Annotated in this window: 30 protein-coding genes; 14 read left to right on the top strand and 16 right to left on the bottom strand. The window is 45.3% G+C overall.

Annotation, left to right across the window (positions count from 1 at the left end):
• Positions 1-43: 43 nt before the first annotated feature.
• Positions 44-634, bottom strand: a complete 591-nt coding sequence (locus CS948_RS14325; RefSeq protein WP_099292391.1) for a YqgE/AlgH family protein — start codon at positions 632-634, stop codon at positions 44-46.
• 72 nt (positions 635-706) lie between these two features.
• Between CS948_RS14325 and CS948_RS14320 the strand changes: the two genes are divergently transcribed.
• The 3 genes from CS948_RS14320 (at position 707) to CS948_RS14310 (ending at position 3,015) form a co-directional block, all read left to right on the top strand.
• Positions 707-1,282: a DUF4294 domain-containing protein gene (locus tag CS948_RS14320; protein ID WP_099292390.1), complete on the top strand. Its 576-nt coding sequence runs from the start codon at positions 707-709 to the stop codon at positions 1,280-1,282.
• A gap of 180 nt (positions 1,283-1,462) precedes the next feature.
• On the top strand, positions 1,463-2,473 hold the full coding sequence (holA, locus tag CS948_RS14315) for a DNA polymerase III subunit delta (protein ID WP_099292389.1): 1,011 nt from the start codon (positions 1,463-1,465) through the stop codon (positions 2,471-2,473).
• Positions 2,474-2,475: 2 nt separating this feature from the next.
• Complete coding sequence (locus CS948_RS14310) at positions 2,476-3,015, top strand: HAD-IIIA family hydrolase (RefSeq protein WP_099292388.1); 540 nt, start codon at positions 2,476-2,478, stop codon at positions 3,013-3,015.
• Here CS948_RS14310 and CS948_RS14305 read toward each other — a convergent pair.
• From CS948_RS14305 to CS948_RS14290, 4 genes are all read right to left on the bottom strand, one after another.
• A complete protein-coding gene (locus CS948_RS14305; protein WP_099292387.1) occupies positions 3,012-4,232 on the bottom strand; it encodes an alanine dehydrogenase in 1,221 nt (406 codons plus the stop codon). The two genes, CS948_RS14310 and CS948_RS14305, sit on opposite strands and share 4 nt — an antisense overlap.
• A gap of 26 nt (positions 4,233-4,258) precedes the next feature.
• A complete protein-coding gene (gene tsaE, locus CS948_RS14300; RefSeq protein WP_099292386.1) occupies positions 4,259-4,672 on the bottom strand; it encodes a tRNA (adenosine(37)-N6)-threonylcarbamoyltransferase complex ATPase subunit type 1 TsaE in 414 nt (137 codons plus the stop codon).
• Between the two features lie 95 nt (positions 4,673-4,767).
• Entirely contained in the window at positions 4,768-6,210 is a 1,443-nt protein-coding gene (locus CS948_RS14295) for a flotillin family protein (RefSeq protein ID WP_099294535.1), read from the bottom strand.
• 41 nt (positions 6,211-6,251) lie between these two features.
• Entirely contained in the window at positions 6,252-6,824 is a 573-nt protein-coding gene (locus CS948_RS14290; RefSeq protein WP_099292385.1) for an NfeD family protein, read from the bottom strand.
• A gap of 263 nt (positions 6,825-7,087) precedes the next feature.
• On the opposite strand from CS948_RS14290, the gene CS948_RS14285 reads away from it, so the two are divergent.
• Positions 7,088-7,456: a BlaI/MecI/CopY family transcriptional regulator gene (locus CS948_RS14285; RefSeq protein ID WP_099292384.1), complete on the top strand. Its 369-nt coding sequence runs from the start codon at positions 7,088-7,090 to the stop codon at positions 7,454-7,456.
• 3 nt (positions 7,457-7,459) lie between these two features.
• Positions 7,460-9,259: a M56 family metallopeptidase gene (locus CS948_RS14280; protein ID WP_099292383.1), complete on the top strand. Its 1,800-nt coding sequence runs from the start codon at positions 7,460-7,462 to the stop codon at positions 9,257-9,259.
• 399 nt (positions 9,260-9,658) lie between these two features.
• Here CS948_RS14280 and fabG read toward each other — a convergent pair whose 3' ends face one another.
• On the bottom strand, positions 9,659-10,405 hold the full coding sequence (fabG, locus tag CS948_RS14275; RefSeq protein ID WP_099292382.1) for a 3-oxoacyl-[acyl-carrier-protein] reductase: 747 nt from the start codon (positions 10,403-10,405) through the stop codon (positions 9,659-9,661).
• 472 nt (positions 10,406-10,877) lie between these two features.
• Between fabG and CS948_RS14270 the strand changes: the two genes are divergently transcribed.
• The 9 genes from CS948_RS14270 (at position 10,878) to CS948_RS14230 (ending at position 17,983) form a co-directional block, all read left to right on the top strand.
• Complete coding sequence (locus CS948_RS14270) at positions 10,878-11,342, top strand: hypothetical protein (RefSeq protein ID WP_099292381.1); 465 nt, start codon at positions 10,878-10,880, stop codon at positions 11,340-11,342.
• Positions 11,343-11,465: 123 nt separating this feature from the next.
• Positions 11,466-12,467: a phosphate acetyltransferase gene (gene pta / locus CS948_RS14265; protein WP_099292380.1), complete on the top strand. Its 1,002-nt coding sequence runs from the start codon at positions 11,466-11,468 to the stop codon at positions 12,465-12,467.
• Positions 12,468-12,595: 128 nt separating this feature from the next.
• The gene (locus CS948_RS14260; protein ID WP_099292379.1) at positions 12,596-13,795 is read left to right on the top strand and encodes an acetate/propionate family kinase; all 1,200 of its coding nucleotides are present in this window, start codon (positions 12,596-12,598) and stop codon (positions 13,793-13,795) included.
• A gap of 122 nt (positions 13,796-13,917) precedes the next feature.
• Positions 13,918-15,339: an MFS transporter gene (locus CS948_RS14255; protein ID WP_099292378.1), complete on the top strand. Its 1,422-nt coding sequence runs from the start codon at positions 13,918-13,920 to the stop codon at positions 15,337-15,339.
• A 57-nt stretch (positions 15,340-15,396) separates the two neighbouring features.
• Positions 15,397-15,708 (top strand): hypothetical protein, encoded by a 312-nt coding sequence (locus CS948_RS14250; protein WP_141560958.1) that lies wholly within the window; start codon positions 15,397-15,399, stop codon positions 15,706-15,708.
• The gene (locus tag CS948_RS14245) at positions 15,698-16,036 is read left to right on the top strand and encodes a type II toxin-antitoxin system RelE/ParE family toxin (protein ID WP_099292376.1); all 339 of its coding nucleotides are present in this window, start codon (positions 15,698-15,700) and stop codon (positions 16,034-16,036) included. Before CS948_RS14250 ends, CS948_RS14245 begins: the two co-directional genes overlap by 11 nt.
• Positions 16,037-16,100: 64 nt before the next feature.
• Complete coding sequence (locus tag CS948_RS14240; RefSeq protein WP_099292375.1) at positions 16,101-16,691, top strand: LemA family protein; 591 nt, start codon at positions 16,101-16,103, stop codon at positions 16,689-16,691.
• A gap of 61 nt (positions 16,692-16,752) precedes the next feature.
• A complete protein-coding gene (locus CS948_RS14235; protein ID WP_099292374.1) occupies positions 16,753-17,190 on the top strand; it encodes a TPM domain-containing protein in 438 nt (145 codons plus the stop codon).
• A gap of 7 nt (positions 17,191-17,197) precedes the next feature.
• The gene (locus tag CS948_RS14230; protein WP_099292373.1) at positions 17,198-17,983 is read left to right on the top strand and encodes a YgcG family protein; all 786 of its coding nucleotides are present in this window, start codon (positions 17,198-17,200) and stop codon (positions 17,981-17,983) included.
• Positions 17,984-17,990: 7 nt separating this feature from the next.
• Here CS948_RS14230 and CS948_RS14225 read toward each other — a convergent pair whose 3' ends face one another.
• From CS948_RS14225 to CS948_RS14180, 10 genes are all read right to left on the bottom strand, one after another.
• Positions 17,991-19,142, bottom strand: a complete 1,152-nt coding sequence (locus CS948_RS14225; RefSeq protein ID WP_099292372.1) for a helix-turn-helix domain-containing protein — start codon at positions 19,140-19,142, stop codon at positions 17,991-17,993.
• 39 nt (positions 19,143-19,181) lie between these two features.
• Positions 19,182-19,943, bottom strand: a complete 762-nt coding sequence (locus CS948_RS14220; protein ID WP_099292371.1) for a hypothetical protein — start codon at positions 19,941-19,943, stop codon at positions 19,182-19,184.
• Complete coding sequence (locus CS948_RS14215; protein ID WP_141560957.1) at positions 19,895-21,259, bottom strand: hypothetical protein; 1,365 nt, start codon at positions 21,257-21,259, stop codon at positions 19,895-19,897. Before CS948_RS14215 ends, CS948_RS14220 begins: the two co-directional genes overlap by 49 nt.
• A gap of 14 nt (positions 21,260-21,273) precedes the next feature.
• Complete coding sequence (locus CS948_RS14210) at positions 21,274-21,810, bottom strand: AraC family transcriptional regulator (protein ID WP_099292369.1); 537 nt, start codon at positions 21,808-21,810, stop codon at positions 21,274-21,276.
• Between the two features lie 84 nt (positions 21,811-21,894).
• A complete protein-coding gene (locus tag CS948_RS14205; protein ID WP_099292368.1) occupies positions 21,895-22,476 on the bottom strand; it encodes a Yip1 family protein in 582 nt (193 codons plus the stop codon).
• Between the two features lie 18 nt (positions 22,477-22,494).
• A complete protein-coding gene (locus CS948_RS14200; protein WP_099292367.1) occupies positions 22,495-22,893 on the bottom strand; it encodes a hypothetical protein in 399 nt (132 codons plus the stop codon).
• Between the two features lie 14 nt (positions 22,894-22,907).
• Positions 22,908-23,921, bottom strand: a complete 1,014-nt coding sequence (locus CS948_RS14195; RefSeq protein WP_141560956.1) for a hypothetical protein — start codon at positions 23,919-23,921, stop codon at positions 22,908-22,910.
• Positions 23,922-23,941: 20 nt separating this feature from the next.
• Positions 23,942-24,454 carry an outer membrane protein gene (locus CS948_RS14190; RefSeq protein ID WP_255302022.1) on the bottom strand — a complete coding sequence of 171 codons (513 nt, stop codon included), beginning with the start codon at positions 24,452-24,454 and terminating at the stop codon, positions 23,942-23,944.
• A gap of 317 nt (positions 24,455-24,771) precedes the next feature.
• Positions 24,772-25,242 carry a YqaA family protein gene (locus CS948_RS14185; protein WP_099292365.1) on the bottom strand — a complete coding sequence of 157 codons (471 nt, stop codon included), beginning with the start codon at positions 25,240-25,242 and terminating at the stop codon, positions 24,772-24,774.
• A gap of 7 nt (positions 25,243-25,249) precedes the next feature.
• Positions 25,250-26,317 carry a DUF2157 domain-containing protein gene (locus CS948_RS14180; protein WP_099292364.1) on the bottom strand — a complete coding sequence of 356 codons (1,068 nt, stop codon included), beginning with the start codon at positions 26,315-26,317 and terminating at the stop codon, positions 25,250-25,252.
• Between the last annotated feature and the right edge of the window lie 224 nt (positions 26,318-26,541).

The following is a 26,541-nucleotide window of genomic DNA, read 5'->3' as shown; positions in this document are numbered from 1 at the left end:
ATCAAACCTTTTTTATTTTCAATTTTCAATTCTCCATTTTCAATTAGTTAAGAATCGGGTCTTCCGGGAAATTCGCCCACAATTTGTGCTTGCCACCCAAAGAACTCATGACCTGTTCCCATAGTCCGCTATTCGGAACGGTAAACAACACGTCCGCGGAAATCGTACCCACCATCCACGAGTTTTCTTTCAGTTCATTGTCCAATTGCGTTTCCGTCCAGCCGCTATAACCGGCAAAGAAACGAATTTCCTCTTGCAATATCTTTCCGGCTTGTAACATCTCCGTCACTGCCTTAAAATCTCCGCCCCAGTATATCCCGTCCGCTATCCGTACCGAATCGGGGATATCGTTTCTCCGGTGAATGTAATACAATTGGTTACGTTCTACCGGTCCCCCGATATACACCGGGAAATACACCCCATCCAATTCCTTCACCAATTCGGACGCCGTGTAAGGTAACGGCTTGTTCAAAACAAACCCCACGCTTCCCGAATCATCATGCTCCACTATATAGACCACGGAACGGTTAAAATACTTCCCCTCCAGAAAAGGTTCGGCAATCAATACCTTCCCAACTTCAACACGGTCATTATTATGACGTATCTGAAACAGATCCTGAAATTCCTTTTCCACTGGTTTTCGTTTTTACAAGTCAAATATATCACTAAATTTGTATCAATAAAGCGTTAATGCAAAGATAAAAAAATGTACAAAACATTCATCATATTACTCCTATCTTTATTTATTAACACCTTCGCGAAGGCACAAAGTATCGTACCCTCCATCGTTATCGGCAGGGATACGTTGCCCCATGTCACTCTGGATGAGGTCAATGTGTTCGCGGAAAGGATCAACGCACGCAAATACGCCCGCCAGCAAAAACGCAATCATCGACTGGTACACAACGTCCGCAAGGCTCTCCCTTACGCGAAAATAGCCGCCGCAAAGATTAACGAGATTGAAGCACTGCTCGCGCAAGCGCACTCGAAACGGGAAAAAGAACGAATTATCAAAGAAGAATACAAACAACTCATGAAGACATTCAAAAAACCTCTCATGAGCCTGACCGTCACGCAAGGAAAAATACTCGTGCGTCTAATCTACCGGGAAACAAATAACTCTTCGTTTCATCATATCAAGGAATATAAGGGAAGCGTGAACGCCTATTTCTGGCAATCTCTCGCCCTCCTCTTCGGCAATAACCTCAAAGCCGATTACGAACCGGAAGGAAGGGACAAGGAGATAGAGGAGGTGGTACGGCAGATAGAAAAGGGTTTGTAAAGTTTATAAAGTTCATAAGGTTTATAAAGTTTGTAAAGTCTATAAGGTCACGGGAGGCTTTCGGACAAGATTTATCGGCAGCTATGCTACCGTGGACAAAGTGCCTCGCAAGAGTACATGAACCTTATAAACTTTATAAACCTTACAAACTTTATAAACTAAAATAGTATCTTTGCCTTTATGAAATACGAAGAGATTATTGCGGATATAAAGAAAGGGAAATATTTCCCAATTTACTTTTTATCAGGCGAAGAGCCCTATTTCTTGGATGAAATAGCGAATAAAATAGAGAAGAGTGCGCTCACGGAAGATGAAAAGGCGTTCAACCAAACTATTTTATACGGGAATGACGTATCCATGACCACCGTGACCGATACCGCCCGACGTTTCCCGATGATGGCACAAAGACAAGTCGTTATCGTAAAGGAAGCCCAGAATATCCGGGATTTCGAGAATCTGCTTCCTTATGTCGACCATTTCCAACCGACCACGATACTGGTATTTTTATATAAAAACAAAAAGCCGGACAAACGCAAAGGGGTGTTCAAGAAATTGGCTTCTTCTCCCAACTGTGTCTATTTTGACTCGGCAAAACTTTACGACAACAAGATTCCCGACTGGATCGTGTCATATTGCAAAGAGAAGAAATGCATGATCTCCCCGAAAGCCGCGAATATATTGGCGGATAGTCTGGGCAATGACCTTAGCAAAGTAGCGAATGAACTGGATAAACTCATGCTGCTACTTCCCGGCGGCGGAGAGATCAAGGAAAACCTTGTCGAAGAACACACGGGTATCAGCAAAGAGTTCAACACGTTCGAACTCACCGCGGCTATCGTTGCCATGGATCACCTGAAAGCCAACCGTATCGTGAACTACTTCGAGGCAAACCCCAAGAACAATCCCTTGGTTCTCACGATCACCATGCTGTTCCGCTATTTTCTGAACCTGCTCACGTACCATTACCAGAAGAAAAGTACCCCAAGCCCGCAGGAAATGGCAAAGATACTGGGAATAAACCCCTACTTCATGAAAGATTACACGGAAGGCGCTAAAAGATACAACGCCATGAAATGTGCCAACATCATATCATGGCTAAGAGAATATGACCTCAAATCTAAAGGTGTCGGCAACGTCAACATCTCCGACGGTCAACTATTGAGAGAATTGATATTCAAAATAATGCATTGAGAATGGAAAAGATTACAGTCCTGCAACCTGCCAAAGGCGAACATAAATCACGAGCCATATTCCTAGACCGGGACGGTACGATAAACTCCGATGAAGGTCACTACTATATTTATAAAAAAGAAGATTTCGTTTTCAACCCCGGTGTTATCGACGGCATCCGCCGATTGAACGAAGCGGGTTATCTGGTTATCGTGGTAACCAATCAAGGCGGCGTGGCCAAAGGAGAATATACCATTGAAGATGTCGAGGCGGTACACGCCTACATGCGCACGGAACTTGAAAAGCACGGGGCACGTATCGACAAAATATACTATTGCCCTCACCATGACAGCGTGGCTCCCTGCTCCTGCCGAAAACCCGCCCCCGGCATGATCGAGCAAGCCATACGGGAATTTGATATCGACAAATCCGCTTCCCTGTTGATCGGCGATGGCGGACGGGATATCGAAGCCGCGGAAGCTGCCGGAATACGAGGTATCAAGATCAAGAAAAACAGTGATTTAACCCAAGTAATTGACAGCATTTTAAAAGAATCACTCTAAAATGCCGCCAGCAACAGATCTATATCTCTGGAAACCAAACCGTATTTATCGGCAATAATCTTTTTGGTCAGTACACCGTTATATATATATACCCCGTGTCGTAACCCGGCATCACTCTTGATAGCGGGATTGAATCCCCCACCGCGGGCAATCTTCTCGAATAGCGGGATAAACAAGTTACTGTAAGCGATAGATGCCGTCCGAGCAACCCGTGAAGGCACGTTCGGCACACAATAATGAATCACGCCGTTGTACATGTACGTGGGATTATCGTGAGTCGTGGGACCGGAAGTTTCTATACATCCGCCATGTTCGATGGACATATCCACGATCACTGCCCCCTGTTTCATCAACTTTACCTGTTCCTCGGAAACCGTGATTCCCAAATCATCGTCAAAGAAACGCAAAGCCCCGATCAGCACGTCGGCAGACAATAATGCCCGTTCCAACACCGGTTTATGGAACACGGACGTGTACACCCGTTGTCCCAAGCAATGATTCAGACGTCGCAACCTATCCAGAGAATGATCGAACACTTTCACCTCCGCCCCCAGAGCCAAAGCCGTCCGGGCAGCGTACTCGCCAAGAGTTCCGGCTCCGAGAATAACCACCTCGGCAGGCGTCACCCCGGTAATCCCTCCCAACAGGATACCTTTCCCCTCGCGGGAATTACTTAGGTACTCGCTGGCAATCATGATCGCCGAGTTTCCCGAAATCTCGCTCATCATCTCCACCACCGGATAAGTCCCGTTCTCCCCTTTCAATATATCAAAACCGATAGCGGTAACTTTCTTCTGCATCATCTCCACGATAGCTTCTTTCCGTAACTCGAACAGTTCTATCGGGGACAGAATCACCTGACGGTCACGCATCACCTCCACATCCTCTTGCATCACGGGTGTCGGTTTCAAAATAACATCAGACGTGTAAACCTCCTCGCGGGTATCCACCATTTGCGCCCCGGCATCCGCATAGTCCCTATCATGATAATGCGCCTGCTCCCCCGCACCCCGCTGGACAAGAATAGAATGCCCAAAGTCTACCAAGACTCCCACGGCTTCGGGTGTCAGGCAAACCCGGTTCTCCCGACGCCCCGTTTCATCCGGCAACCCGATAGTCATTCGCTTATGACGGCGTTCCCCGAAGACTTCCTTCTCTTGGTACAAAAACCATTCCCTGTTTATCTGTGCGCCTAACATTTTACCCGAATTATCCATGCGATTCTGATTTAGTATTTATAATTTTAATCTATCGTCAATTCTCTCCGCCCGTCTTCCAGTTCGGTAAAACGGCAAATTAACGTGTTCTCCGGCAATAACGATTCAATCATCTCCGGCCACTCGATAAAACAACGGTTCCCGCTATAAAAATACTCCTCGTACCCGAAATCCATCGCCTCCTCCACGTTCTTCACACGATAGAAGTCAAAATGGAAAACCGAATCCCCCCGTGCCGTCAGATATTCGTTCACGATAGCAAAAGTGGGTGAATTTACATCATCCTCTATCCCAAGCTGCTCGGCAACAGCCTTCACGAAAGTCGTTTTTCCCACTCCCATGGGACCGTATAATGCATATATCGTGTCTTTCCCGGTAAATTCCAGAAATTCCTTTGCCACTCTCTTCAAGTCGTCCACGCCGTCAATTATCCAACGCATAATCTATTTTATTTAAAAGTACATTATCTTTGTGATATACCTCTTTAAAGTATACCACAAAGATAATATTAGTTAACGAAAAACGAAGCTAAAAGTTAGCTTTCACTTGAAACATCTTCCAGTGGCTTCTCTTCAACTTTCACGTCTTCCGTCGGAGTCCCTTTCAAATAAGTGGGTAAATTCAATCCCGCCATGTTAAATAAATCGTTTAACGGGGGCACGGATTTCATCATTCCGGAGATAAAATTAGCGGTGGAAGTATTACCGTTTCCGGCATTATTCCCGTCCCAAACGGTAACCTTGTCAATCTTGATATTCTTAACCGCTTCCACCTGCGTTTTCACGAGTTCCGGCAACTTATCGGTAATCAACATCATCACCGCCTTGTCCGGATCGCCGGCAGCGGCTTTCACGATCCGGGCGTATCCCTCGGCTTGCTTGGTCAATACCTCGTATATACCCCGTGCCTCGGCGTCCATCTTGGCAAAGATTGCGTCAGCCTCCCCTTTTGCCAACCTGCGCAAACGTTCGGCTTCTGCCTCGGCGTCGATAATCGCTTTCTCCTTGTCAATCTGCGCGGGAACCACGATATTGGCGGCTTGTGTAGCTTTCTCCCTTTCGGCGCGGGCTATCTCGGCTTCCTTCTCAGCCATGTAAGCCTCTTCCAAAGCTCTAGCGGCTTGCACTTTCTCGGCGGCAATCGCCTTACGGGCAGCCTCTGCCTCCCGTTCCCGGCGGATAGCATCCGAATCCGCTATCAAAATCTTGGCATTATTCTCTCCATCCACGGCAGTGGCGTTAGCTTCCGCCGTCCGGATACGGGTATCCCGCACGGTTTCCGCGATACGTATATCTTTATCCCGGTCTGCCTCGGCTTTACCGATCTCACCGAAACGGTTCTGCTCCGCCACGCTCTTCTTGGCATCATTGATAGCCTTCGCCGCCGCTTCTTTTCCGAGAGCCTCGATATAACCCGATTCGTCGCGAATATCCGTCACGTTCACGTTTATCAGTTTCAAACCGATCTTACGCAACTCCGCCTCGACGTTGGCACTCACGTTAGCCAGAAACTTGTCCCGGTCGGAATTGATTTCCTCGATATCCATGGTGGCAATCACCAGACGCAATTGACCGAAAAGAATATCTTTCGCCAAATCCTGAATATTCTCCAACCGTTGCCCCAGCAAACGTTCGGCAGCGTTCGTCATACTGTCCGATTCGGTAGAAATACCCACGGTGAACCGACACGGTACATCCACACGGATATTTTGTTTACTCAACGCGTTTGTCAAATTGCACTCGATAGAAATAGGCGTCAAGTCCAGAAAAGCGTAACTCTGGAACACCGGCCATATAAATGCCGCACCACCATGAATACAACGGGCCGAACTCACACCTCCCGCCGCGTTTTTCCCGGTCTTACCGTACACGACCAATACCTTGTCCGACGGACAACGTTTGTAACGGGACAATATTGCCGCAAACGTCACGAACAAGACCGCCGCTATCGCGACGATCAAATACAAACTACCTTCCATAGATTCCATATTATAGCTGTTAAATAATTAAATAGTATTCTTTAAAAACGCTCCACCAACAAGGTGCTGTCATTCACCACCTCCACCACTTTAATCGGGGCTCCCGTTTCCAACTCCTCACCCAAAGTAATAGCATCAAATTCCCGGATAGCCCCTTGAACGGAGATTTGCACTTTGCCTTCTCCCCGCTTATCTGCCGGAATCTTTAAATACACGTTTCCCTTGCACCCGACAGCATTTGCCATCTGAATCGTTCCACTCTGCTCCATCTTGCTCATAAACCGGAAAATAGCCATCACGGCCATAACCAGCAATACCCCGATCACGGCAGCCAGAAGAATCAACAAAAACTGATTCTCTATCGCCCCTTGAAAAGAAATTATCGACCAACCGAATCCCAACAGGAAATTAATAAAATTACGGAACGTGAATAATTGAAAAGGTCCGTCCCCGTCACCCGACGAATCGACATCCAAATCAACATCCATCCCCCCGTCGGCATCCATTCCAACGAAAGTCATTATGGTCTGTATAACAAATACCAAACTAGCAAACAACGTGATACACCACACCGACTGCATAAATAAACCTAAAGCATTCCACCATTCTTCCATGACAATAATTTTAAATTACACTACATACATTCCTTAATATCCTCACGCACGCACAACTAGACAAATATAAACATTTTTACAAGCATTCCAATAAAATCAATCCATAAAGTCCGAAGAAGCCGCATGCTCGTACACGGGCATACACACTTACTTGTTAATTATCAGTTATATGTATTATTTTATAGAATATTAGCAAATTATTAACTATGAGAATTAGTTGAATAACTAAAACTTTTAGTTACTTTGCGTAAAAGATAAAAACTATGAAAGGACTAACAGCAAAAGAAGAAGAAATCATGGGATTTTTCTGGAAGGAAGGTTCTCTATTCGTGAGACAATTACTCGCCTATTACGAAGATCCCAAACCGCATTTCAATACCCTCTCCACCATCGTGCGGGGTCTGGAAGAAAAAGGATTTCTCGGGCACGAGGCTTTTGGTAACACCTATCAATACCATGCCGTCATCAGTGAAGAAGAATTTAGAAAAGGTACTTTAAAGAACGTGATCAACAAGTATTTCAACAACTCGTACCTCAATGCTGTTTCTTCACTGGTACAAGAAGAAGACATCTCTCTGGAAGAACTGAAACAACTTATAGCCGAAGTAGAAAAAGCACACCAAAACGAATAACTTATGGGAACTTTTTTCGTCTACATACTGAAAGCATCCGTTTGTCTGGCAGCATTTTATCTGTTTTACAGGTTGCTGCTCAGCAAAGAAACATTTCACCGTTTCAACCGGCTCGCTCTATGCGGCATACTGGTATTATCTCTTGTTATCCCCTTCTGTGAAATAACCATTCACGATAATACCGAGATTCAGCAAACTCTTGTAAACTTCGAGCAATACATCATGCAGGTTGACGATGTCATACAGACCACGTCGGTCGCTATGGTAACACCATCCATCCCCGTGTGGATATTGCTCGCTCTGCTGGTTTACTTTCTCGGGATTCTTTTCTTTTTCGGACGTACCGCATACTCGCTCGCACACATGCTCTGTCTGGTACGCCGCGGACGGAAAGAAAAGTTGGAAAAAGGGACTATATTGATTGTACACGACAAAGATATCGCCCCCTTCAGCTGGATGAAATACATCGTGATCTCGGAAAAAGATCAGACAGAGAATAGCAAGGAAATCCTCGCTCACGAGATGGCACATATACGTAACCGCCATTCCGTTGACTTGTTGATTTCAGACCTTTGTATCTGTTTCCAATGGTTCAACCCCGCCTCTTGGCTGCTTAAACAGGAATTGCAGACCATTCACGAATACGAGGCTGACGACTCGGTTATCCGCCAAGGCATCAACGCAAAACAATATCAATTATTATTAATAAAAAAAGCTGTCGGCACAAGGCTCTACTCTATGGCCAACAGCTTTAATCACAGTAAACTTAAAAAACGAATCACTATGATGTTAAAAGAAAAATCCAGTCCGTGGGCTCGTGCAAAGTACCTGTATGTACTTCCGTTGGCGGTAATCGCCTTAACCGCTTTCGCCCGTCCCGAAATCTCCGGCGAACTAAACGAGATTTCAGCAATCAAAGTTAATGATTTTACTTCAATTCTGGAAACAAAAACGGCAAATAATCCCATTCCGGAACAAGACACTCTGACAACCAAGACGACCGTGAAGACCTCTGCAAAAGATGGTGTGGTTTACATTACCACTACCTCCACCAACGACTCCTTGGTTACACTCACAATTCGCAAGGATACCCTCTCCCGCTCTTCACACATGTTAATTAGGGATACCATTATCGACGGGGGAACGTACATCATATCAAGCCGTATCAGTGACGAATCCCTTGACACACCTTTATTTATTGTAGAGGGACAAGAAGTAGATCAGAAAGCATTCCGCTCGCTTCCTCCCCAAATAGTCAAATCAATAACCATTCTCAAAGATAAAGCTGCCACTTCCGTTTATGGCGAGAAAGGTAGGCACGGGGTTGTCAACGTCGAGTTGGTGAAAGATTTTATCACATTTTCCCCGATACGTGTTTTATCTGCTCAAGACTCAATAATTACTCTTGCAGACGGAACAAAGGTGAAACTATCAGCACAAACGGATCTTGTTTCTCAAGAAATTCAACCAAACGGAAGAGAGATTCAGTTACAGGGAGAAAGTTATTTTAGCGTTACAAAGCAAGACGAACGTCCTCATTTTCGTCTCAGAATGTCTGAGGTTAAAGTTGTAACCAGTCCCTCCGTAATAGAAGCATCAGGTACAATTCTTGACCAAGACGGTAACCCGATTGCAGGAGCAACTGTTTCGACTCAAGGAGTTCAAACAAATACAGACAAGGACGGTAAATTTTTACTTGTCACCGGGAAAAACGATAAACTTACTGTTACCGCTCCCGGTATGAAAAAAGTAAAAATCAAAACCGCCCCGAACCTCTCCATCCACATGAAAAAAGCACAATAACAATCACACAAGGTGAGAAATGGGACGTTCCCGTCCCATTTCTTATTTTTCAATACAAAGATACTTTCCGCTTTACCCTTTTCCAACCATATTTCATAAAGAGCACACGTGTTTTCACAAACACATCTATTTAAGACATAAACACACCTTCAGGTAACCGATGTCCCGTACGGAATCCGACATAATCAGTACACACAACTGTATCACTATAGAATCACCTTCGAATTCTGTCCGAGTTCTAATATACCACATAATCCACGTGTATATCTTTTTCGCTGGGGAAAATCAAGTTGATTTTTCCAGTAGTTGGTACATGTACGTGGAGTGATACAAGTTGCAGGTTACAGGTACAACTTGTAACCTGATAACCTGCAACTTGTAACTCGCCTTCGGCGATGTCTACATATTCATTCCACCGCAAACGTGGATGGTCTGTCCTGTCACGTAAGAGGACAAATCGGAAGCGAGGAACACGCATACTTTAGCGATATCTTCCGGCGTTCCGCCTCTTTTCAATGGAATTTTAGCAGCCCATTCTTTCCGCACGTCCTCGGACAATTGAGCGGTCATGTCCGTGATGATAAATCCCGGAGCCACGGCGTTAGCACGGATGTTGCGAGAACCTAATTCTTTCGCCACGCTCTTGGTAAAGCCGATGATACCTGCTTTGGAAGCGGCATAGTTAGCCTGCCCGGCGTTACCGCTTACTCCCACCACGGAACTCATGCTGATAATAGAACCCGATTTCTGGCGTAACATGACGGCAGAAACAGCTTTCGTGAAATTGAACACGGATTTGAGGTTCACGTTAATCACGGCATCCCATTGTTCTTCGCTCATGCGCATTAACAAAGTATCTTTCGTGATTCCGGCATTATTTACAAGTATGTCAATTCGTCCGAATTCTTTAACAATCTCGTCCACGGTAGCACTTGTAGCAGCAAAATCGGCAGCGTTGGAAGCGTACATTTTCGCTTTCACGCCCAAGGCAGCAATCTCTTTCTCTGTCTCTTGTGCGATTTCGTCATACCTTAAGTCGGTAAAAGCAATATTAGCGCCTTGTCTGGCAAACTCCATTGCCACAGCTTTACCGATACCTCTTGATGCCCCGGTTACAATGGCTGTTTTTCCTTCTAATAACTTCATAATTACAGTTTTATTTAAACCTAAATTAAAGGGGACACACCCAAAAGGCGATTCTTCCCCACGGGTATTTTTACCCGCTCAAGGTGCAAAGATAGGCAATAAATTCTATTATAACATGTGATTTAGACTAAAAAAAAGAAACCGGGGAATGGCGAGTGGAGGGTTTGGAAGTATATCAAGGGCCGATATAAGGTCTAAGGCGTATCGATTCGATCATGTTATGAAAGTAAAACTTCCTAAGTGTGTCTCGCGCTTATCCCCGGTATTCATTATGTATTTTTACCGTGAACGGTTGTAACATTTGATTCTCGCTGTAAAGGTAAGTATCTTTTTGATAAATCCAAAAGAAACAGTTATTTTTTTACCGACTTGTGACCTATTAACTTGTAATCAAATAATTCGCGTATCGTAAATTATTTAATTATATTCGCGATGGAACATCACAAACTACAAAATTTGCAATATTAAAAACATGAACATCAACGAACCGAACAAGGTATACTCCTCGCCTGCCATGCACACGGCGGAACACATACTAAACTCGCAAATGGTAAAATACTTCCATTGCGAACGGGCTTTCTCGGCGCATATCGAGAAAAAGAAGTCCAAGTGTGACTATTATTTCACCACCTCTCCCACTCCCGAGGATATAGCCACGGTAGAACAAGCGGTGAACGACATTATTCAACAGAACATCAACGTGGAAGAAATTTTCTACCCGAAAGACAAAGTACCTTCAAGTATCAGCATCGAACGCCTGCCCGACCCAAGCGTAGATACAGTACGCGTTATCCGTATCGGTGATTACGATCAATGTGCCTGTATCGGCGAACACGTGACGAACACAGCGGAAATCGGTACATTCCGTATAATATCACACGATTTCAACGAAGGAGTATTGCGAGTACGCTTTAAAGTGAGTTCATTAATTTTGTAATCTCAATCTTGCAAATTCATTGAAAATTGCAAACAATAAATAGCAAAACACGTGTAATTTGATGAATTATTCATACTTTTGCGGCAACGATTGCGAATAACAATTACAAAACAGATAAAGACAATGAATCTCCTTGAACAAATCAAAGAAAACGCCAAGAAGTACAATAAAAGAATTGTACTTCCGGAAGGAACCGAAGAACGTACGTTACAAGCTGCCGATATCCTTTTGGGTGAAGGTATCGCACAAATTATCCTAATCGGGAAACCGGAGGAAATTAAGGCTTTGGCGGAGAAATTCGAGTTAAAAAATATCGGTAAAGCAACAATCATCGATCCCGAGAACCACGAAAAAAAAGAGGCTTATGCCGACTTGTTGGTTGAACTCCGCAAGAGTAAAGGGATGACAAAGGAACAAGCATTGAAACTTGTTGTTGATCCGCTTTATCTGACAACTTTGATGATCAAAAGCGGTGATGCGGACGGTGAAGTCGCCGGAGCGAAGAACGCTACCGGAGACGTATTGCGCCCGGCGTTACAAATCGTGAAGACGCTACCGGGAATGTCTGTCGTATCAGGGGCTTTCCTCCTGTTGACCAACAAACCGGAATACGGGGAAAACGGGTTAATCGTGTGCGCCGACTGTGCCGTGTTGCCTAACCCCACCGCTGAAGAATTGGCTCAAATAGCCGTGGCTACTGCCGGAACCGCAAGAGCTATCGCTAAAATCGAGCCGAGAGTGGCCATGTTGAGCTTCTCCACCAAAGGATCGGCAAAGAACGAACTGGTAGATAAAGTAGTAAAAGCAACCGAACTGGCAAAAGCAATGGCTCCCGACGTAATGATCGACGGCGAAATGCAGGCAGACGCCGCACTGGTAGCTTCCGTGGGTGCAAGCAAAGCCCCGGGCAGTCCCGTGGCCGGAAAAGCCAACGTGCTTATCTTCCCCAGCCTCGAAGTAGGTAACATCAGCTATAAACTCGTGCAACGCATCGCGGGCATCGAAGCTGTTGGACCCGTGCTACAAGGTATGGCAGCCCCAATCAACGACCTGTCAAGAGGTTGTTCGGTTAGTGATATCGTAAACCTAGTGGCTATCACGGTAAATCAAGCTGCAGCAAAATAAATCAGTTTATAAAATTATAAAGTTCATAAGGTTCATAAAGCAAGTTTACTTTATGAACTTTATAAACCTTATAAACTTTACGAACTAAATATTTCACGGACTTTAAAAACTTTATAAAATCAAATATAATGAACATATTAGTATTAAACTGCGGTAGTTCCTCCATAAAATACCAGTTGTTAGACATGGAAGGAGAGCCAACGTTACTGGCAAAAGGATTGGTAGAAAAAATCGGTCTACCGGTAGGAAGCTTCACACACAAACCGGAAGGAAAAGATAAATACGTGGTGGAAGAACCAATCAAGGATCACACCGTCGGTATTGACTTGATTCTGAAAGCACTTGTTGACCCGAAACACGGGGTGATCAAGGCTCTGACCGATATTAATGCCGTGGGACACCGCGTGGCACACGGGGGGGAATTCTTTGCCAAAAGCGTTATCGTGGACAAAGATGCTAAAGATAAAATCGCCGCTTGCTGCGAGTTGGCTCCGTTGCATAACCCGGCAAACCTGACCGGAATCGAGACAATGGAAAAACTACTGCCGGGCGTTCCGCAAGTAGCCGTATTCGATACCTCGTTCCACCAGACACTACCGAAAGAGGCATTCATTTACGGTCTGCCCTACAAATATTACGAGCAATACCGGGTACGTCGTTACGGCTTCCACGGGACATCTCACAAATTCGTGGCTCAAAAGGCATGCAACATTCTAGGCTGGAACATCGAAGAGAAAAAGATTATCACCTGCCACCTCGGTAACGGCTCATCCATTACCGCTATCAACAAAGGTAAATCCGTCGACACCTCTATGGGCTTCACTCCCAACGCGGGGGTGATCATGGGTACCCGTACGGGTGATCTCGACCTCGGTGCATTGTTGTATATCTGCGACAAAGAAGGACTAACCACAGCTCAAGCAAACGACTTGGTAAACAAAAAATCCGGATTACAAGGAGTGTCCGAGGTATCTTCAGACTGTCGTGACCTGCAAACTGCCGCAAGCGAAGGTAACGAGAAAGCCCGTTTGGCTCTTGACATCCTTTCTTACGACGTGAAAAAATACGTGGGTAGTTATGCGGCCGTACTGAACGGCGTAGACTTGATCGTATTCACGGGTGGCATCGGAGAGAACGACGATGAGGTACGCGAACAAGTATGCCGTAACATGGAATACATGGGTATTCATTTCGACACGGCTGCCAACAAAGGCACTCGCGGAAAAGACAAAATGTTATCCATGTCTGACTCTAAAGTGATCGTGATGAGCATCACTACCGATGAAGAATTAGTTATCGCGACAGATACGATGAATTTGGTTAAATAATTCGCCTACGGCGAGTTACATTGCTTTCACAGTTACAGGTTTAGACAATCTCTTCGAATTTGTAACCTGTAACTGCCGAAGGCAATGCAACTTGTAACTTGCCGAAGGCAAAACCTAAAATAATGAGTTTTTTCAGTAAATTTCCCCGCACCTTCTGGGTGGCAAACACTATTGAGTTATTCGAACGTTGGGCATGGTATGGATTTTTCATGCTATTTGCCAATTACCTCACCAGTTCCTCCGACGCGGGCGGTCTGGAATTCACGCAGAGCCAGAAAGGTATCCTCATGGGCGTGGGCACTGGAATACTCTACTTCCTACCCGTGTTGACCGGGGCAATTGCCGACCGTTACGGGTACAAAAAAATACTGGCACTCGCTTTCGTGATTTACACCTCGGCATTTATCCTCTTACCCTTGTTCTCAACATTCACGGGAGTATTTCTCATGTATCTTTATCTTGCCGTGGGTGCCGCATTATTCAAACCGGTAATATCGGCAACCATAGCCAAAACAACCACTGATGAAACGGCATCAATAGGATTCGGCGTTTACTACATGATGGTGAACATCGGTGCTTTCTTCGGTCCTATGGTAACATTACTATTTAAAGGATCATCGCATCTCGTGTTCTACGTTTCGGCAGGGATGATCGCGTTGAATTTCATCCTGCTGTTCTTTTACAAGGAACCTCACCGTGGAAAAGTGGAACAAACCTCGCTGGCAAAGACTTTCGGGGATATATTCCGTAATATGTTCAGCATCGTACGGGATGTCAAATTTCTCGTGTTCCTGCTTATCGTGGCAGGTTTTTGGACTATGTATTACCAGTTATTCTTCACGCTGCCCGTGTTTATCTCTCAGTGGGTGGATACCAGCGTGCTTTACAACTTTTTCCACGAGTATATTCCATTTATCAGTAATAATTACAGTCCCGCACCGGGAGTATTGGACGCCGAATTCGTGACAAACTTCGATGCCTTGTATATCATCATTTTCCAAATCGCAGTATCAAGCATCGTGATGCGCATGAAACCGTTGAAATCAATGATGTCAGGCTTTCTTGTGTGTTCCATAGGTATGGCATTAACATTGTTTTCCCAAAACGTACTCTTCACGCTCGTGGCGATACTCGTCTTCTCGCTGGGAGAAATGGCAGGCTCACCCAAGATCACGGAATACATCGGACGTATCGCCCCGCATGACAAGAAAGCCCTTTACATGGGATACTCCTTTATTCCCGTGTTTATCGGTAGTGTTTTCGCGGGGATTATCTCCGGTATGGTGTACCAGAATATGTCCGACAAAGTGGTTATCACCCGCCAATTCGCCGAAGCCAAAGGCTTGGCTATCCCCGAAAGGTTATCCAGTAACGCCTATTTTGACAACGTGGCGCAACAACTCCACATGGGACACAAGGAATTGACCGATCTCCTTTGGCAACAATACTCTCCCTCTAATATTTGGATGGTAATTCTAGCCATAGGATTAGGCACAACCGTGTTACTTTACATCTATGACCGGGTAATACGGGAAAAAGCATAACACTTTTCGGATATATTTCGTATCTTTGTGATTATTAAGACCACGAGGATCATTACTATGGCAAAAAAGAAAACATACAAAATGCCCCCTCCGGCGGAAAATGAAGTCAGCGAACCCGCTATCGCTTACGGGGAAATGAATATCTTGAAACAGGAGTTAATAGATGATATCAAACAACTTAACGATATGATAGCACTCAAACGTTTGGTGAAATATATCCGCCGCCAAAAGAAAGCGGTCGAGAAAGAAACTATCGGTAAAGAAGAGATTTTAGCGGGAATAGAGAGAGGTTTGATCGCCCTCAAAGAAGAACGTGAAGGCAAAAAGAGTAGATTCAGGGACATAAATGAACTTCTCGATGAATTATAAAATCCGAACATTTGAAGATTTCGATCGAGAGTTCAAACGATTAAGTAAACGATACCATTCTTTAAGAAACGATCTTATTGCCTTACAGCAAGAATTACTTGAGCACCCGGACTCCGGCATAGATTTAGGAAAAGGTCTGCGCAAAGTTCGTATGGCTATTCGTTCGAAAGGGAAAGGAAAAAGCCACGGGGCACGGGTAATTACTTATACTATTATTCTAAACGTCGAGGAAGGAGTTATCAATCTTCTCTATATCTACGACAAAGCCGAAAAGGAAAATATTACCGGAAAAGAACTTGAAGCCCTGCTAAAACGGCATGGTTTCTGATAGAAGAAATTGAAAAATATTATATTTGTCACATTAATTGTATTACTAAAATAAAAGCAAAAAAATGAAGAAGAGTTATATTGTAATCGGAATAATTGTCATTATCCTGATTGGTATTTTCATGTGGTTTAAAGGAAGTTACAATCAAATGGTAACTCGTAGCGAGGGAGTATCATCACAATGGTCGAACGTGGAAAACCAATACCAACGCCGTTTAGACTTAATCCCTAACCTCGTGAACACGGTGAAAGGATACGCCGAACACGAGCAAAACACGCTGACTCAAGTTGTGGAAGCCCGCGCAAAAGCAACCCAAATGAGAATCAATTTTGATCAGCTTGACGAGAAGACCATCCGACAATTCAACAGCATGCAGGGCGAACTCTCCTCTGCCCTCTCCCGCTTGATGGCTATATCGGAACAATACCCCAACCTCAAGGCAAACGAAAACTTCCGGGATTTGCAAGCTCAACTGGAAGGTACCGAGAACCGTATTGCCGTGGAAAGACGGAAATTCAACGAGGACGTGAAAAGCTATAACGCTTACATCCGTTCATTCCCGAAAAACATCCTCGCCAACATGTTCGGCTTCACCGTGAAACCTTACTTCGAGGCTACCGCCGGGGCGGAAAAAGCACCGGAAGTAAAATTCTAAAAAAGCGAAATCCCGTGCAGTTGGAATCCAAAATCTAAAATCTAAAATTTAAAATCAACTCATGTCTCCCGAGAAAGCATTCACCAAAGAACAAAAAGAAGCCATGGTAGCTGCCATACAAAAGGCGGAGAAAGATACTTCCGGAGAAATCCGGGTGCATATCGAGAATCGCAGCAAGATAGAAGTACTCGACCGGGCGGCGGACGTGTTCGCCGAATTGAAGATGCACAAAACGGCACTTCGCAACGGGGTATTGATTTACGTTGCTCTACTCGATCACAAATTAGCCATTCTCGGCGATGCCGGGATTAATTCCAAAGTACCCACCGGATTCTGGGACTCGATCAAAACAAACATGGTCGAGAAATTCAAACAGGGAGCGATCACCGAAGGTATTTGCGAAGCTGTGATTACTGCCGGGGAACAATTAAAAGCGTATTTCCCCTACCAAGAGGATGACGTGAACGAACTTCCCGATGATATTTCATTCAGTAACTAGAACAACAATGATAAAAAGACTATTCATATTACTTACCCTTATCGCGGGCATAAGCTATATCACCGGGGCACAGAACATTCCCGACCCCATGAAACCCCGGCGTATCGTGAACGATTTCACCGGACTATTCAGCAAACAGGAACAAAATACACTGGAAAGAAAGCTAAGGAATTTCAACGACAGCACATCCACGCAGATAGCGGTAGTCACCGTTCCCACGCTAAACGGTTATGATATCAACGATTACGCCGCCCGCTTGGGAGAACAATGGGGCGTGGGACAAAAAGGCAAGGACAACGGTATCGTGCTCCTGATAAAACCCAAGAGCGGCAGAGAACGAGGCGAAGTAGCCATCTCCGTCGGTTACGGGTTAGAAGGAGTCATTCCTGACGTCATCGCATCCCGTATCATACGTAACGAAATCATCCCCTCTTTTCAGCAAGGAGAATATTACAGGGGTGTAAACAAGGCTCTCGACGTGATCATGGATCTCTCGAAAGGAGAATACACGGCGGACGAATACCAGAAGAAAAGCGAGAGTGGCGGGTGGATTGATTTTGTCATCGGCTTTATCATTTTAGCGGTATTACTGTCCTTCATTTTCCGGCGGCGAGGTGGCGGCGGATATTCACCGGGACGTTCCTCCGGCGGAGGCTTCTTTATCTTCCCCATGGGCGGTTTTGGCGGCGGTAGCAGCAGTGGTGGCTTCGGCGGCTTTAGCAGTGGCGGCGGCTCGTTCGGGGGATTTGGCGGTGGTTCATTCGGTGGCGGCGGTTCCAGTGGTAGCTGGTAAAACCAACTCAATATTTTTCTTTTTCATTCAACCAACGGGCTGGAGATGTACCCTCCACTTTCTTGAACGCGAGGAAAAAGGTAGACCGGGAATGAAAACCGCATTCCCGGTAGATACTGTCTATCGTGTAATTGTTCGACTTCAATAGCAATAGCATTCGCTTTGCCTCTCGTACCCGCATCTCGTTAATCAATTCAAAGAAGTTCTTCTGCAAATAACCGTTTATCGAACGGGAAATAGCACCTTTCCCTATCCCCGTCTCTCTCGACAACATATCCAGCGAGAGATCGGGATTCCTGTAAATATGGGTAGAATTCAATATATCAATTACCCGAGCGCAATTCAATTTCATTTGACCGATATCCAAATCAACGGTTTGCCACAATGTTTTAGAAGCCCTTTTCACCTCCGAAACAGAAGAATCCAGACGACAGATATACCCCGCAACCGGATAAACGATATAATTATACGTCAAATAACTCATCGCTATGACATTCAGTATCGGGATCAGCCATACATCAGTCCGAGGCGAAATCAGATAAGTAACGAACACGATAACGAACAAAATCCCGAATAAAGTTACCGTACGGGGAAGCCACCCGATCGTCAAGTAATCACTATCGGAATAATTATCCTGCAACGCCTGCTTTATCCGACGCAGGAATCGGAAAATAAGAATGAAATAAAACACAAGCTGAAATAATACGATAAAGTCATTCACTAGAGCCACGAAATTCTCCACACCGTTAGCCTGTTCGAGCATATCCTCGATAAATTCCTCTCTCGACATCGGCAGGTAATAGCTCAACATATCCAATAAAGAAATACAAGCCGGAATAAAATGCCACCAATATCCGGCGGTAAACTTGAATGTCTTATCCAATTGCCCCCGGACGAACAACCACAACACGGGCAACAACAAGACATTCATGAAACAAGCGGGATAAACGGCTATCTCCGCTACACCGTAAAACTCCACGGAACGGGACAAATTATAAATATAGACCGGAACTGTCGTCGCCACGATCAGCACCGCGAACCCCCCGCCGCTTTTCATTCGAATAGCGGCGCCCAACACGATAGCCATAACCACCAACAAGGTGATACAGCCGGAATTCACAATTATAATCAATAAATCTTCATTTGTCATCCAATCCATACACTAATTTTGCTAATATACAATTTTTTTCAAAAATTCCTATGGAACATGGTTATTCAAATTCGAATAATAAAAAAGAACAATATCCGAATAATTATAATACTTCATTCCGGGATAAGCAAACATAGATATAAAGAAACGCTTTCTATACGCTTCCACCTGTATGGCATCATATTCTGCCGTGAAAGAATAGTTGTATGCCGTAGCATAAAACCGTAATCGTGCCTCGGCGTCCAAACGGTCTATCCCCGGATGCAGTTCAGGCAACAAGCGCATGAACAAACAGATGTACCTAACCTGACCTTCCAAGGTTTCCAACCGGTTGATACGTTCCTTGCGGGCACGCGCAGAAGTCGTCGTGTCAAAACGAACATCCGGACTGCGTTTCACGGTGTCATGCATCCACAATCGTTCCAGCTTCTCGGCGAAAGAAGGCTTTATCTGGAAACGCCCGATCGAGAAATTAGCATACTTCTCCCCGAACTGCACGTAAAGCGTTTTCAGACAAGAGATCTCTATCTGGTCTTGAAGCGCAGAGTAACGCAACAATTCGGGAAACACCGTGGCACGAACCACATCCGGATCGACACCCCAACGGGTGGCGGAGTCCGCTATCCAAAGGTTACAGTCAAGAAAAGTCAATGCGTCCGAATACTCCGCCCGAAACAGCTCATCGTAGCGTTCTTCATTCCCTTCCCTTCGACTTCGGCAATCACACGCGAAAGATAGCAGGATAGCGACTCCGTATCCCGTTAAAAGTCCAAAGAATACCTTACTATACTTTCCTTGTTTTCCATGCATAACCAGATCAATTCACCGTTCTCGTACGTCACGTGCATCGGGTAGGGATACTCCTTCCCGTCGGAAAAGGCGATCTTATCATATTCTTTCAAGGCAAACCGCTGCCCGTCCGGGGAAATCCAAAGTATATCACTCGTCGGGTAAATTTCTCCCGGCACTTGCATCTCCACCCCGTCTATTCGCAACGTGCCGTTAAACATCGCGGCCCAATGCTCTCCCCCGGAGCGGGAAAAACATATCATGGCATCCTTCGCGTAAGGCCCGTACCCTCTACCATCAAGAGTATAGATATATTTCTCGAAAACAAGCTGATCGGGAGCGATCTCCTTGAGTTCCTTTTCGAGTTCTTCTTTCTTTCGTTTTATATCCGCAAGCACTTTCATCTGTTCTTCCTTGCTGGCGCCCTGCATCTTCTTCGTCAAATCAATGATAGGTTTCATCTTCTCCATCTGTATTTGATTATATTCCATCTGCTTCTCCATCTGTTTTTGCGGATTCGTGCTTGTAAGCGGTATACTCAATAAAAGGACTTTGCCACTCTCGTTCGTGAGCACTTCCAAGTCATATTGCATATACTTGTCGGTCTTCACCACCCCGGCTAACGGGGTAACAAACGCCAACGGGGCATTCATGTTATACACCACAGCGATAAAAGCACTTTTATCCTCGTTCTCGTAAAGATAATAGAGCTCTCCCTCGAGCGGGCCGTATTTCTTGCCTTCCTCGACAACATAACCGTCCTGCAACGGCTTTTGGGAAGCCCGAACCTTCCTCGTCACGTTGGCATTCACGTACTTGACTCTATCGGCAGGCAATTGAGCCTTCATCTCGGACTTCGTGTAAGGCCCTGTTCGCTTACCGTCTTTGTAAATATAGAACGACCTATTGGCAACGTTATACACGGCAATCGAAATTTCCCCTCCCCCCGATAAGACACCACCACTACTTTCCGCAACGTCGATACTTTCGGAAGGCAATATTTTACCTACCTCCGTCCTTTTTACCGGTCCCCGCGGACCTTGCTTCATTCGCTGACCACTCTCCGCTTTTGTTGCGACGGGTTTTACCTTCACCTCTTCCTTCTTCTCCGTTTTGTCTTTTTTATCTTTATTTCCTTTCACGGCATTCCCCGCCTCATCAAAAGCGTCATCCACGGTCTTGTCCACTTTCTTGTTCACCTTGTCCTCCACTTTCTGCTTCGCTCTCTCTTCTGCCCGCTTACCAGCCTTTTTTATTATCTTTTCACCCCACGACTGACCGTAAGCGAGATTCACCGCCAACATAAAACACGTGAGGAATATCCATATCTTTCTCATCACTTCATTTAGATTTATTTTTTGTTTTTCTTCAACCATTCCGTGGGTGTCACCCCCTCTATCTTATTAAAAGCAAGATAGAAAGAAGATCGGGAACGAAAACCGCACATGCGGGCTATCTGTTCGATGGAATATTTATTCTGACACCCGTCCAGCAACATCCGTTTGATCTCTTCCACCCTCATTCCGTTTATCAAATTAAAAAAATTCTTCCCTAAAAGTGTGTTTATCGATTGAGATATGATTATACTTGAAATACCGGTAGCCTTCGCCACGTATGCCACCGAAATATCCGGTTCCTTGTATATCTCACTCTCTTGCAAATAAGCCACCACTTTCTCGCAATACCCTTCCATATCCGTCCGGCTTAAAGATGAACGAGTATTTACACACTTATCCGCCTCCCCCCGACAGGATTGCTTCTCTCCCTGTCCCGTACCATCCCTCCTTTTTCTAAAAACCTTAAACGGAATCATCAAGTAACGTAATACACGTCCCCAACAACCTTTAGGTACCCCGGAATACTCCTCTTGTTCAGAATAATTCTTCATCGTTCATATTTTTACTAGATACCTCATGAAAGAAGCCTGTGCCACGTGTCGCGAAACCGTGACACACCTTCTTTTCTTAACCAGTTACACTAGCGTCGCTCCCACACCTGTCACCGCACCCAATATAGCCCCCAGTACAATGGAGATCACCACCATACACAAAAGAGCCACTATAAAATAGTTCGTCACTTTTTCTTCGGGTACCTCTAGCATAGGTTTCACACCCAACCAAAGGATATACAAACCGTAAAGCCCGGCAATCCCCGCAAGAAAACTCAAACTCCACATTATATAGAAAACACCACCCGCGCAAACCGCCGTGTAACAATATGCAGCCAGCTGGAAAGCCTTATCAAAATCCTTCTTCGCACCGAAATGAGGAGCCACCAGATAGAACGCCAACGCCGTCAGGTATGCCCCCCCGATCACCGAAACAAACTGCATCAAGGCATAGCGGATGCCCAACCCGAAACCTGCCACCCGCACGAACAACACCTTATGCCCGATCACCCCCCAGCCGATAAAAGCGGCAACCGCAGGTATCAGCGCCAACCACAACAAATAAGTAGTCAACATTTTAACATGAGGCATCGTTTCTCCTTGAATCTTCTCCCATTCCGTCTTCGGGGAAAACAAGATATTCTTAGCCCTGTCTATCAGATTCATAATTTCAAATTTTAAACATTAGTCATTCATCTCCCCTGTTGCCTTCTCCAGTTCGGAAGCGGCTTTTTCCAATTCTTTTCCCAACTCCTCGGCAGACATACCTGTTTCTTTCTCCACCTTCTCCAATCCCTTCTCCACCGCAATTTTCGTCCACCGTGCCACGATCCCCACGCACTTCAACCTATCCATCATGCCCAACTCGTCATCATCAATCGCCTTGTTCAACGTTTCAAGATGAGTTTCCATCTCCTTCCCCAACTTCTTCCAATCCTCGTCGGTCAACTTGTCTTTCTCTTTTTCCGCCTTCGTCGTTATCTCGTCAATCGCTTTCAAAGACTTGTTCGTGGCGCTTCCCCCGCATGAAACGAATCCAAAGAAAAGAAGCGCGAATAGGGTTAGTATCAATAGTCTTTTCATTACGCCCTCCTTTGTTATCTTTGTTTAGCTTGCTGCAATTTCAACTTCGCCGATTCGGGTAACGGTTTCAGTTTCTTTCCGTTCAAACTCATTACAGCCCGCAAACCATCGGAAATCGAAAATTCCATAACCTTTACAGACAAATCGTTCAAGTCAGAACCGATACTATTGCTCGGCGTATTCACAGGGAATACACCCGTGACAGGATTTTGTCCCCATGTCGGCGACAGCAATGCACCCTTATAAATAGCCGTCACCACCCAATTCGTGGCTATTGACTTGTCGCAATTCTGGTACATATTCACCCACACCTCGTATTTACCCGATTGCACGTATCCGTCCGGGTAAAAAATATTCTCGTTATTAATCCCGTCAATACCACATCCGGCATTCGAATCCACGTCTAACCCGTAAATCACCTCTTCTGTCCCTTCGGTTTCATCGTCACTCTCCCGATAATTATCCCGGTTACCGTAATAAATCACCGCGCCATCCGGTTTTACCAAATACAAATCAACATCCTTCTCGTTGTCAAAAGAAAGACTCACCTGCAACGCTCCCGTCCCTGCGGCTATATATTTCACGTTTTTCGTGAACTCCTTCGTGATCTCTCCATTTACTGTTTTTGTGGCAATCCGTATCGTAAAATCACCCTCCAGATTCTGGCTCACAAGCAGAATCACGTTATACATGTTAGTCCCCGCGCGAGATATCGTCGGATCAAAACGATAATACCCCTCTGTCTCGCCGGACACCGCCACATAAATTTCCGAAACCTCCTCTTCCGAATTGATCGTTACCACGGAAGAACCGCCTGCCAAAACATTCTTGTTGATATTCACCTGTCCCACGGAAAGTTCCGACGTTGCCGCCGGGAAACCACCCCGTACATAAGTAGCATCGAGTACCATGAAATACTTTTCTTCCAGTATCCCCGGTTTCTCATCATCATCGCTACATCCTGTCATGAGACTCCCGAAGGAGCCCATGACAAAAATCGCCAGTAAACAAAAAAGTACGCGTTTCATAATCATTCTGTTAGTAGTCATTAGAATCTATACTTCACACCCAACCCGAATACCGGGCGGTTAAAGTCCGCAATAATCTGGTACTTGATTTCCAAGTTCAAAGAAAGTACATCCGACAAGCGGTACTCGCCGCCACCACCGATGTTAAAACCGAATTTACCATCCGACGCCTTCACTCCGAGTACTTTCACGCTCACGTTCATGTAACTCAACCCTGCCAAAGGATAAAACAGAAACTTCTCGTTCTTCAACGGGAAAAGATAATGCACGTTCGCGTTGAAATCGGTCATGTTATACTTAAAACCCAAACCTTCGTCTTTCGGGAAGAAAAAATTAAAACTGGGTTCCAACCGGATAACATCCGTGACATTCCACTGGAATTTCAACCCCAGCCCGAAATTACTTATATCACTGCTGGTTCCGTAAACGAAATGCGCACCTGCCGCCATATCGCCTTTCTTTTGCGCGTTCACGCATAAAACAGACACCATCATTACCAGTAATAAAATAACTTTTTTCATTTGATTTTTCATAGTACTTCAATTTTAGATTTGTTATGTTGTTTATTCACATTTGTAAAATTACGGGAATACAATTTCACAGAAAAGCAGATTGCGCTCGTTTTTGTCCGAATAAAATTATTCGGACAAAATAATCAAAACAACACATAACAAGTAGCTATATATTAGTAAACAAATACACCGGAAGAATCAAATACACTTGATGTATCTTTTTTTGAAAACAGATTATTTTCAAACAAAGTAAGACAAATCACATAAAATAATAAGACAATCATTTAAAAAAGTAAGACACATTCCACCCGGAAAACTTAACTTCCTGTTGCCTTGTGCTAATTTTTACTAATCCACTCGACAAAGCGATCAGCGTATTTCAAGTAAAGAAGCACCCACACCACGAACCGGGCAAACCGTCCCACCAGCATATAGAAAGCGGACATTTTCGGACGGATACGATAAAACCCCAGAGCGATAGCGAACAAATCTCCCACCAGAGGCAACCAAGTGAACAACGCCAGCCACACGCCGTAGCGGTCGATATATCCTTTTTGCTTTTCCAACTGCTTGCGCTTCACCTTGAACCACCGTTCCATCCAATCCCAACGCCCCAGCCAGCCAATCCAGTACGAGGTAAGCCCGCCCAACCAATTGCCCACCGTGGCAATCGCCAGACACCACCACACGTTTCCTCCCAACGCCAACACGCCTACCAGCAACACGTCCGCGCTCATCGGTATAACCGTCGAGGCAAGAAACGAGCCGATAAAAAGTCCCCAGTATCCCAAGCTTACGAGTGTATCCATACTTCTTTCAATTCATGTCTTCTTTTACTTTACGGGCATCCCGGGCGAAAAACTCAAGACTCCATATTTTCTCGGCTTTACGTCCCAACAGCCAGAAAGATACTGCCAGAACAAAAAAGAATAATGCCACGTGCATCACGTCCCACAACAACGTGAAATACAACGTGTATATCCCCAGAAGAAAGAAAGATATCCCGAATCCCCGTGCCACCGCATCGTCCCGTCTAAGACCGATATACGCCGCAATCGCCGAAGCTGCCAACGTCAAACCGTTCCAGTACCAAAGCTCAATCTGCCGCGTGCTATACCAACGGGCAAAACTACGCGTATCCCCGAATATGGACAGCAACCACAGGGAAATAAACAAGTAAAGCATCCCTACCACGTAAGTCGCGTGGTCTACATCGGTAAACCAGCGTTTCCCCCGCACCGCGAAACGGCACAACAGGATTGCCGCCCCGAAAGCCGCAAAACGGGTAGGATAATTCATCCCCAAAAAGTAATGTCCCCAATCCGTCAGGTAACCTGTTTCCGCACCAAACCAGCCTCCCAGTGAAAGCAAGGCAAACACCCATACCATGGAAGACGAGAACCGGAGTCCCAGAAACCCGTAGACCAACGCCGCCAGCAACAATAACAACGAAAAATGCCCGCTCCCGTTATCAACAGCGGCTCCCAAATACCCTATCGACACGGCTGTAAACACCACGCCGATAAAAAGAATCGTTTCATTGCTGAATATCTTGTATGGCAACCGCTGCCGCCTCTTCCACCCCCAGTAATACGTCAACGCCGCAAGCACGGCAAACACCCCGCTCGCCAACCCGTAAGAAGAAAGGAACAGCTTTTCCAGAAAATTCATGATAAAATGATCGGCAAGCACCGATCCCACGGCAATAACGCCACATACAACCGCTATCCAAAACGAGTACTTTGCCAACTCTTTCCACTCGAACGGACGCACCGTGTAACTTGTTTTCAACCGATTAGCAGTATCTGTCGTGATTGTTCCTTCCGCTTCCCAACGCTCTATCACCCCCCGCAGAAAATCACCCTGAGTTTTATTCAACTTCATCGCTATTCTGTTTTATAATTCGTCGTAAAGGTAATAATTTTTCGATACCAACTGCGTTTCAGGCAGATTTCTATCCACGTCATCCCGTCGCCTCGTTGTTCATTCAGTGTTTAACCGTTGTTCAACCGTTTCGAAACGGTTACAGAACAAATACAAAACGATAATTCATCAAAACAACCTCTCTAAAAGAACTCAATTGGTAACTGTTCGGGGTTCAAATTTAA

The sequence above is a fragment of the Butyricimonas sp. Marseille-P3923 genome (genome assembly GCF_900184685.1).
Lineage (GTDB): Bacteria > Bacteroidota > Bacteroidia > Bacteroidales > Marinifilaceae > Butyricimonas > Butyricimonas muris.
The sequence above is the reverse complement of the archived record's forward strand: the minus strand, read 5'-3'. Positions and strand labels throughout refer to the sequence as shown.

Coding starts and splice junctions, on each gene's coding strand:
- CS948_RS14250 (WP_141560958.1), top strand. CDS start 15,397: ATGGCAAAAAAGAAAACATACAAAATGCCCCCTCCGGCGGAAAATGAA.
- CS948_RS14305 (WP_099292387.1), bottom strand. CDS start 4,232: ATGGATAATTCGGGTAAAATGTTAGGCGCACAGATAAACAGGGAATGG.
- pta (WP_099292380.1), top strand. CDS start 11,466: ATGAATCTCCTTGAACAAATCAAAGAAAACGCCAAGAAGTACAATAAA.
- CS948_RS14240 (WP_099292375.1), top strand. CDS start 16,101: ATGAAGAAGAGTTATATTGTAATCGGAATAATTGTCATTATCCTGATT.
- CS948_RS14185 (WP_099292365.1), bottom strand. CDS start 25,242: ATGGATACACTCGTAAGCTTGGGATACTGGGGACTTTTTATCGGCTCG.
- CS948_RS14200 (WP_099292367.1), bottom strand. CDS start 22,893: ATGAAAAGACTATTGATACTAACCCTATTCGCGCTTCTTTTCTTTGGA.
- fabG (WP_099292382.1), bottom strand. CDS start 10,405: ATGAAGTTATTAGAAGGAAAAACAGCCATTGTAACCGGGGCATCAAGA.
- CS948_RS14290 (WP_099292385.1), bottom strand. CDS start 6,824: ATGGAAGAATGGTGGAATGCTTTAGGTTTATTTATGCAGTCGGTGTGG.
- CS948_RS14195 (WP_141560956.1), bottom strand. CDS start 23,921: ATGAAACGCGTACTTTTTTGTTTACTGGCGATTTTTGTCATGGGCTCC.
- CS948_RS14255 (WP_099292378.1), top strand. CDS start 13,918: ATGAGTTTTTTCAGTAAATTTCCCCGCACCTTCTGGGTGGCAAACACT.
- CS948_RS14295 (WP_099294535.1), bottom strand. CDS start 6,210: ATGGAAGGTAGTTTGTATTTGATCGTCGCGATAGCGGCGGTCTTGTTC.
- CS948_RS14220 (WP_099292371.1), bottom strand. CDS start 19,943: ATGCATGGAAAACAAGGAAAGTATAGTAAGGTATTCTTTGGACTTTTA.
- CS948_RS14260 (WP_099292379.1), top strand. CDS start 12,596: ATGAACATATTAGTATTAAACTGCGGTAGTTCCTCCATAAAATACCAG.
- CS948_RS14270 (WP_099292381.1), top strand. CDS start 10,878: ATGAACATCAACGAACCGAACAAGGTATACTCCTCGCCTGCCATGCAC.
- CS948_RS14180 (WP_099292364.1), bottom strand. CDS start 26,317: ATGAAGTTGAATAAAACTCAGGGTGATTTTCTGCGGGGGGTGATAGAG.
- CS948_RS14210 (WP_099292369.1), bottom strand. CDS start 21,810: ATGAAGAATTATTCTGAACAAGAGGAGTATTCCGGGGTACCTAAAGGT.
- CS948_RS14215 (WP_141560957.1), bottom strand. CDS start 21,259: ATGAGAAAGATATGGATATTCCTCACGTGTTTTATGTTGGCGGTGAAT.
- CS948_RS14310 (WP_099292388.1), top strand. CDS start 2,476: ATGGAAAAGATTACAGTCCTGCAACCTGCCAAAGGCGAACATAAATCA.
- CS948_RS14320 (WP_099292390.1), top strand. CDS start 707: ATGTACAAAACATTCATCATATTACTCCTATCTTTATTTATTAACACC.
- CS948_RS14235 (WP_099292374.1), top strand. CDS start 16,753: ATGTCTCCCGAGAAAGCATTCACCAAAGAACAAAAAGAAGCCATGGTA.
- CS948_RS14225 (WP_099292372.1), bottom strand. CDS start 19,142: ATGGATTGGATGACAAATGAAGATTTATTGATTATAATTGTGAATTCC.
- tsaE (WP_099292386.1), bottom strand. CDS start 4,672: ATGCGTTGGATAATTGACGGCGTGGACGACTTGAAGAGAGTGGCAAAG.
- CS948_RS14190 (WP_255302022.1), bottom strand. CDS start 24,454: ATGAAAAATCAAATGAAAAAAGTTATTTTATTACTGGTAATGATGGTG.
- CS948_RS14245 (WP_099292376.1), top strand. CDS start 15,698: ATGAATTATAAAATCCGAACATTTGAAGATTTCGATCGAGAGTTCAAA.
- CS948_RS14230 (WP_099292373.1), top strand. CDS start 17,198: ATGATAAAAAGACTATTCATATTACTTACCCTTATCGCGGGCATAAGC.
- CS948_RS14205 (WP_099292368.1), bottom strand. CDS start 22,476: ATGAATCTGATAGACAGGGCTAAGAATATCTTGTTTTCCCCGAAGACG.
- CS948_RS14280 (WP_099292383.1), top strand. CDS start 7,460: ATGGGAACTTTTTTCGTCTACATACTGAAAGCATCCGTTTGTCTGGCA.
- holA (WP_099292389.1), top strand. CDS start 1,463: ATGAAATACGAAGAGATTATTGCGGATATAAAGAAAGGGAAATATTTC.
- CS948_RS14285 (WP_099292384.1), top strand. CDS start 7,088: ATGAAAGGACTAACAGCAAAAGAAGAAGAAATCATGGGATTTTTCTGG.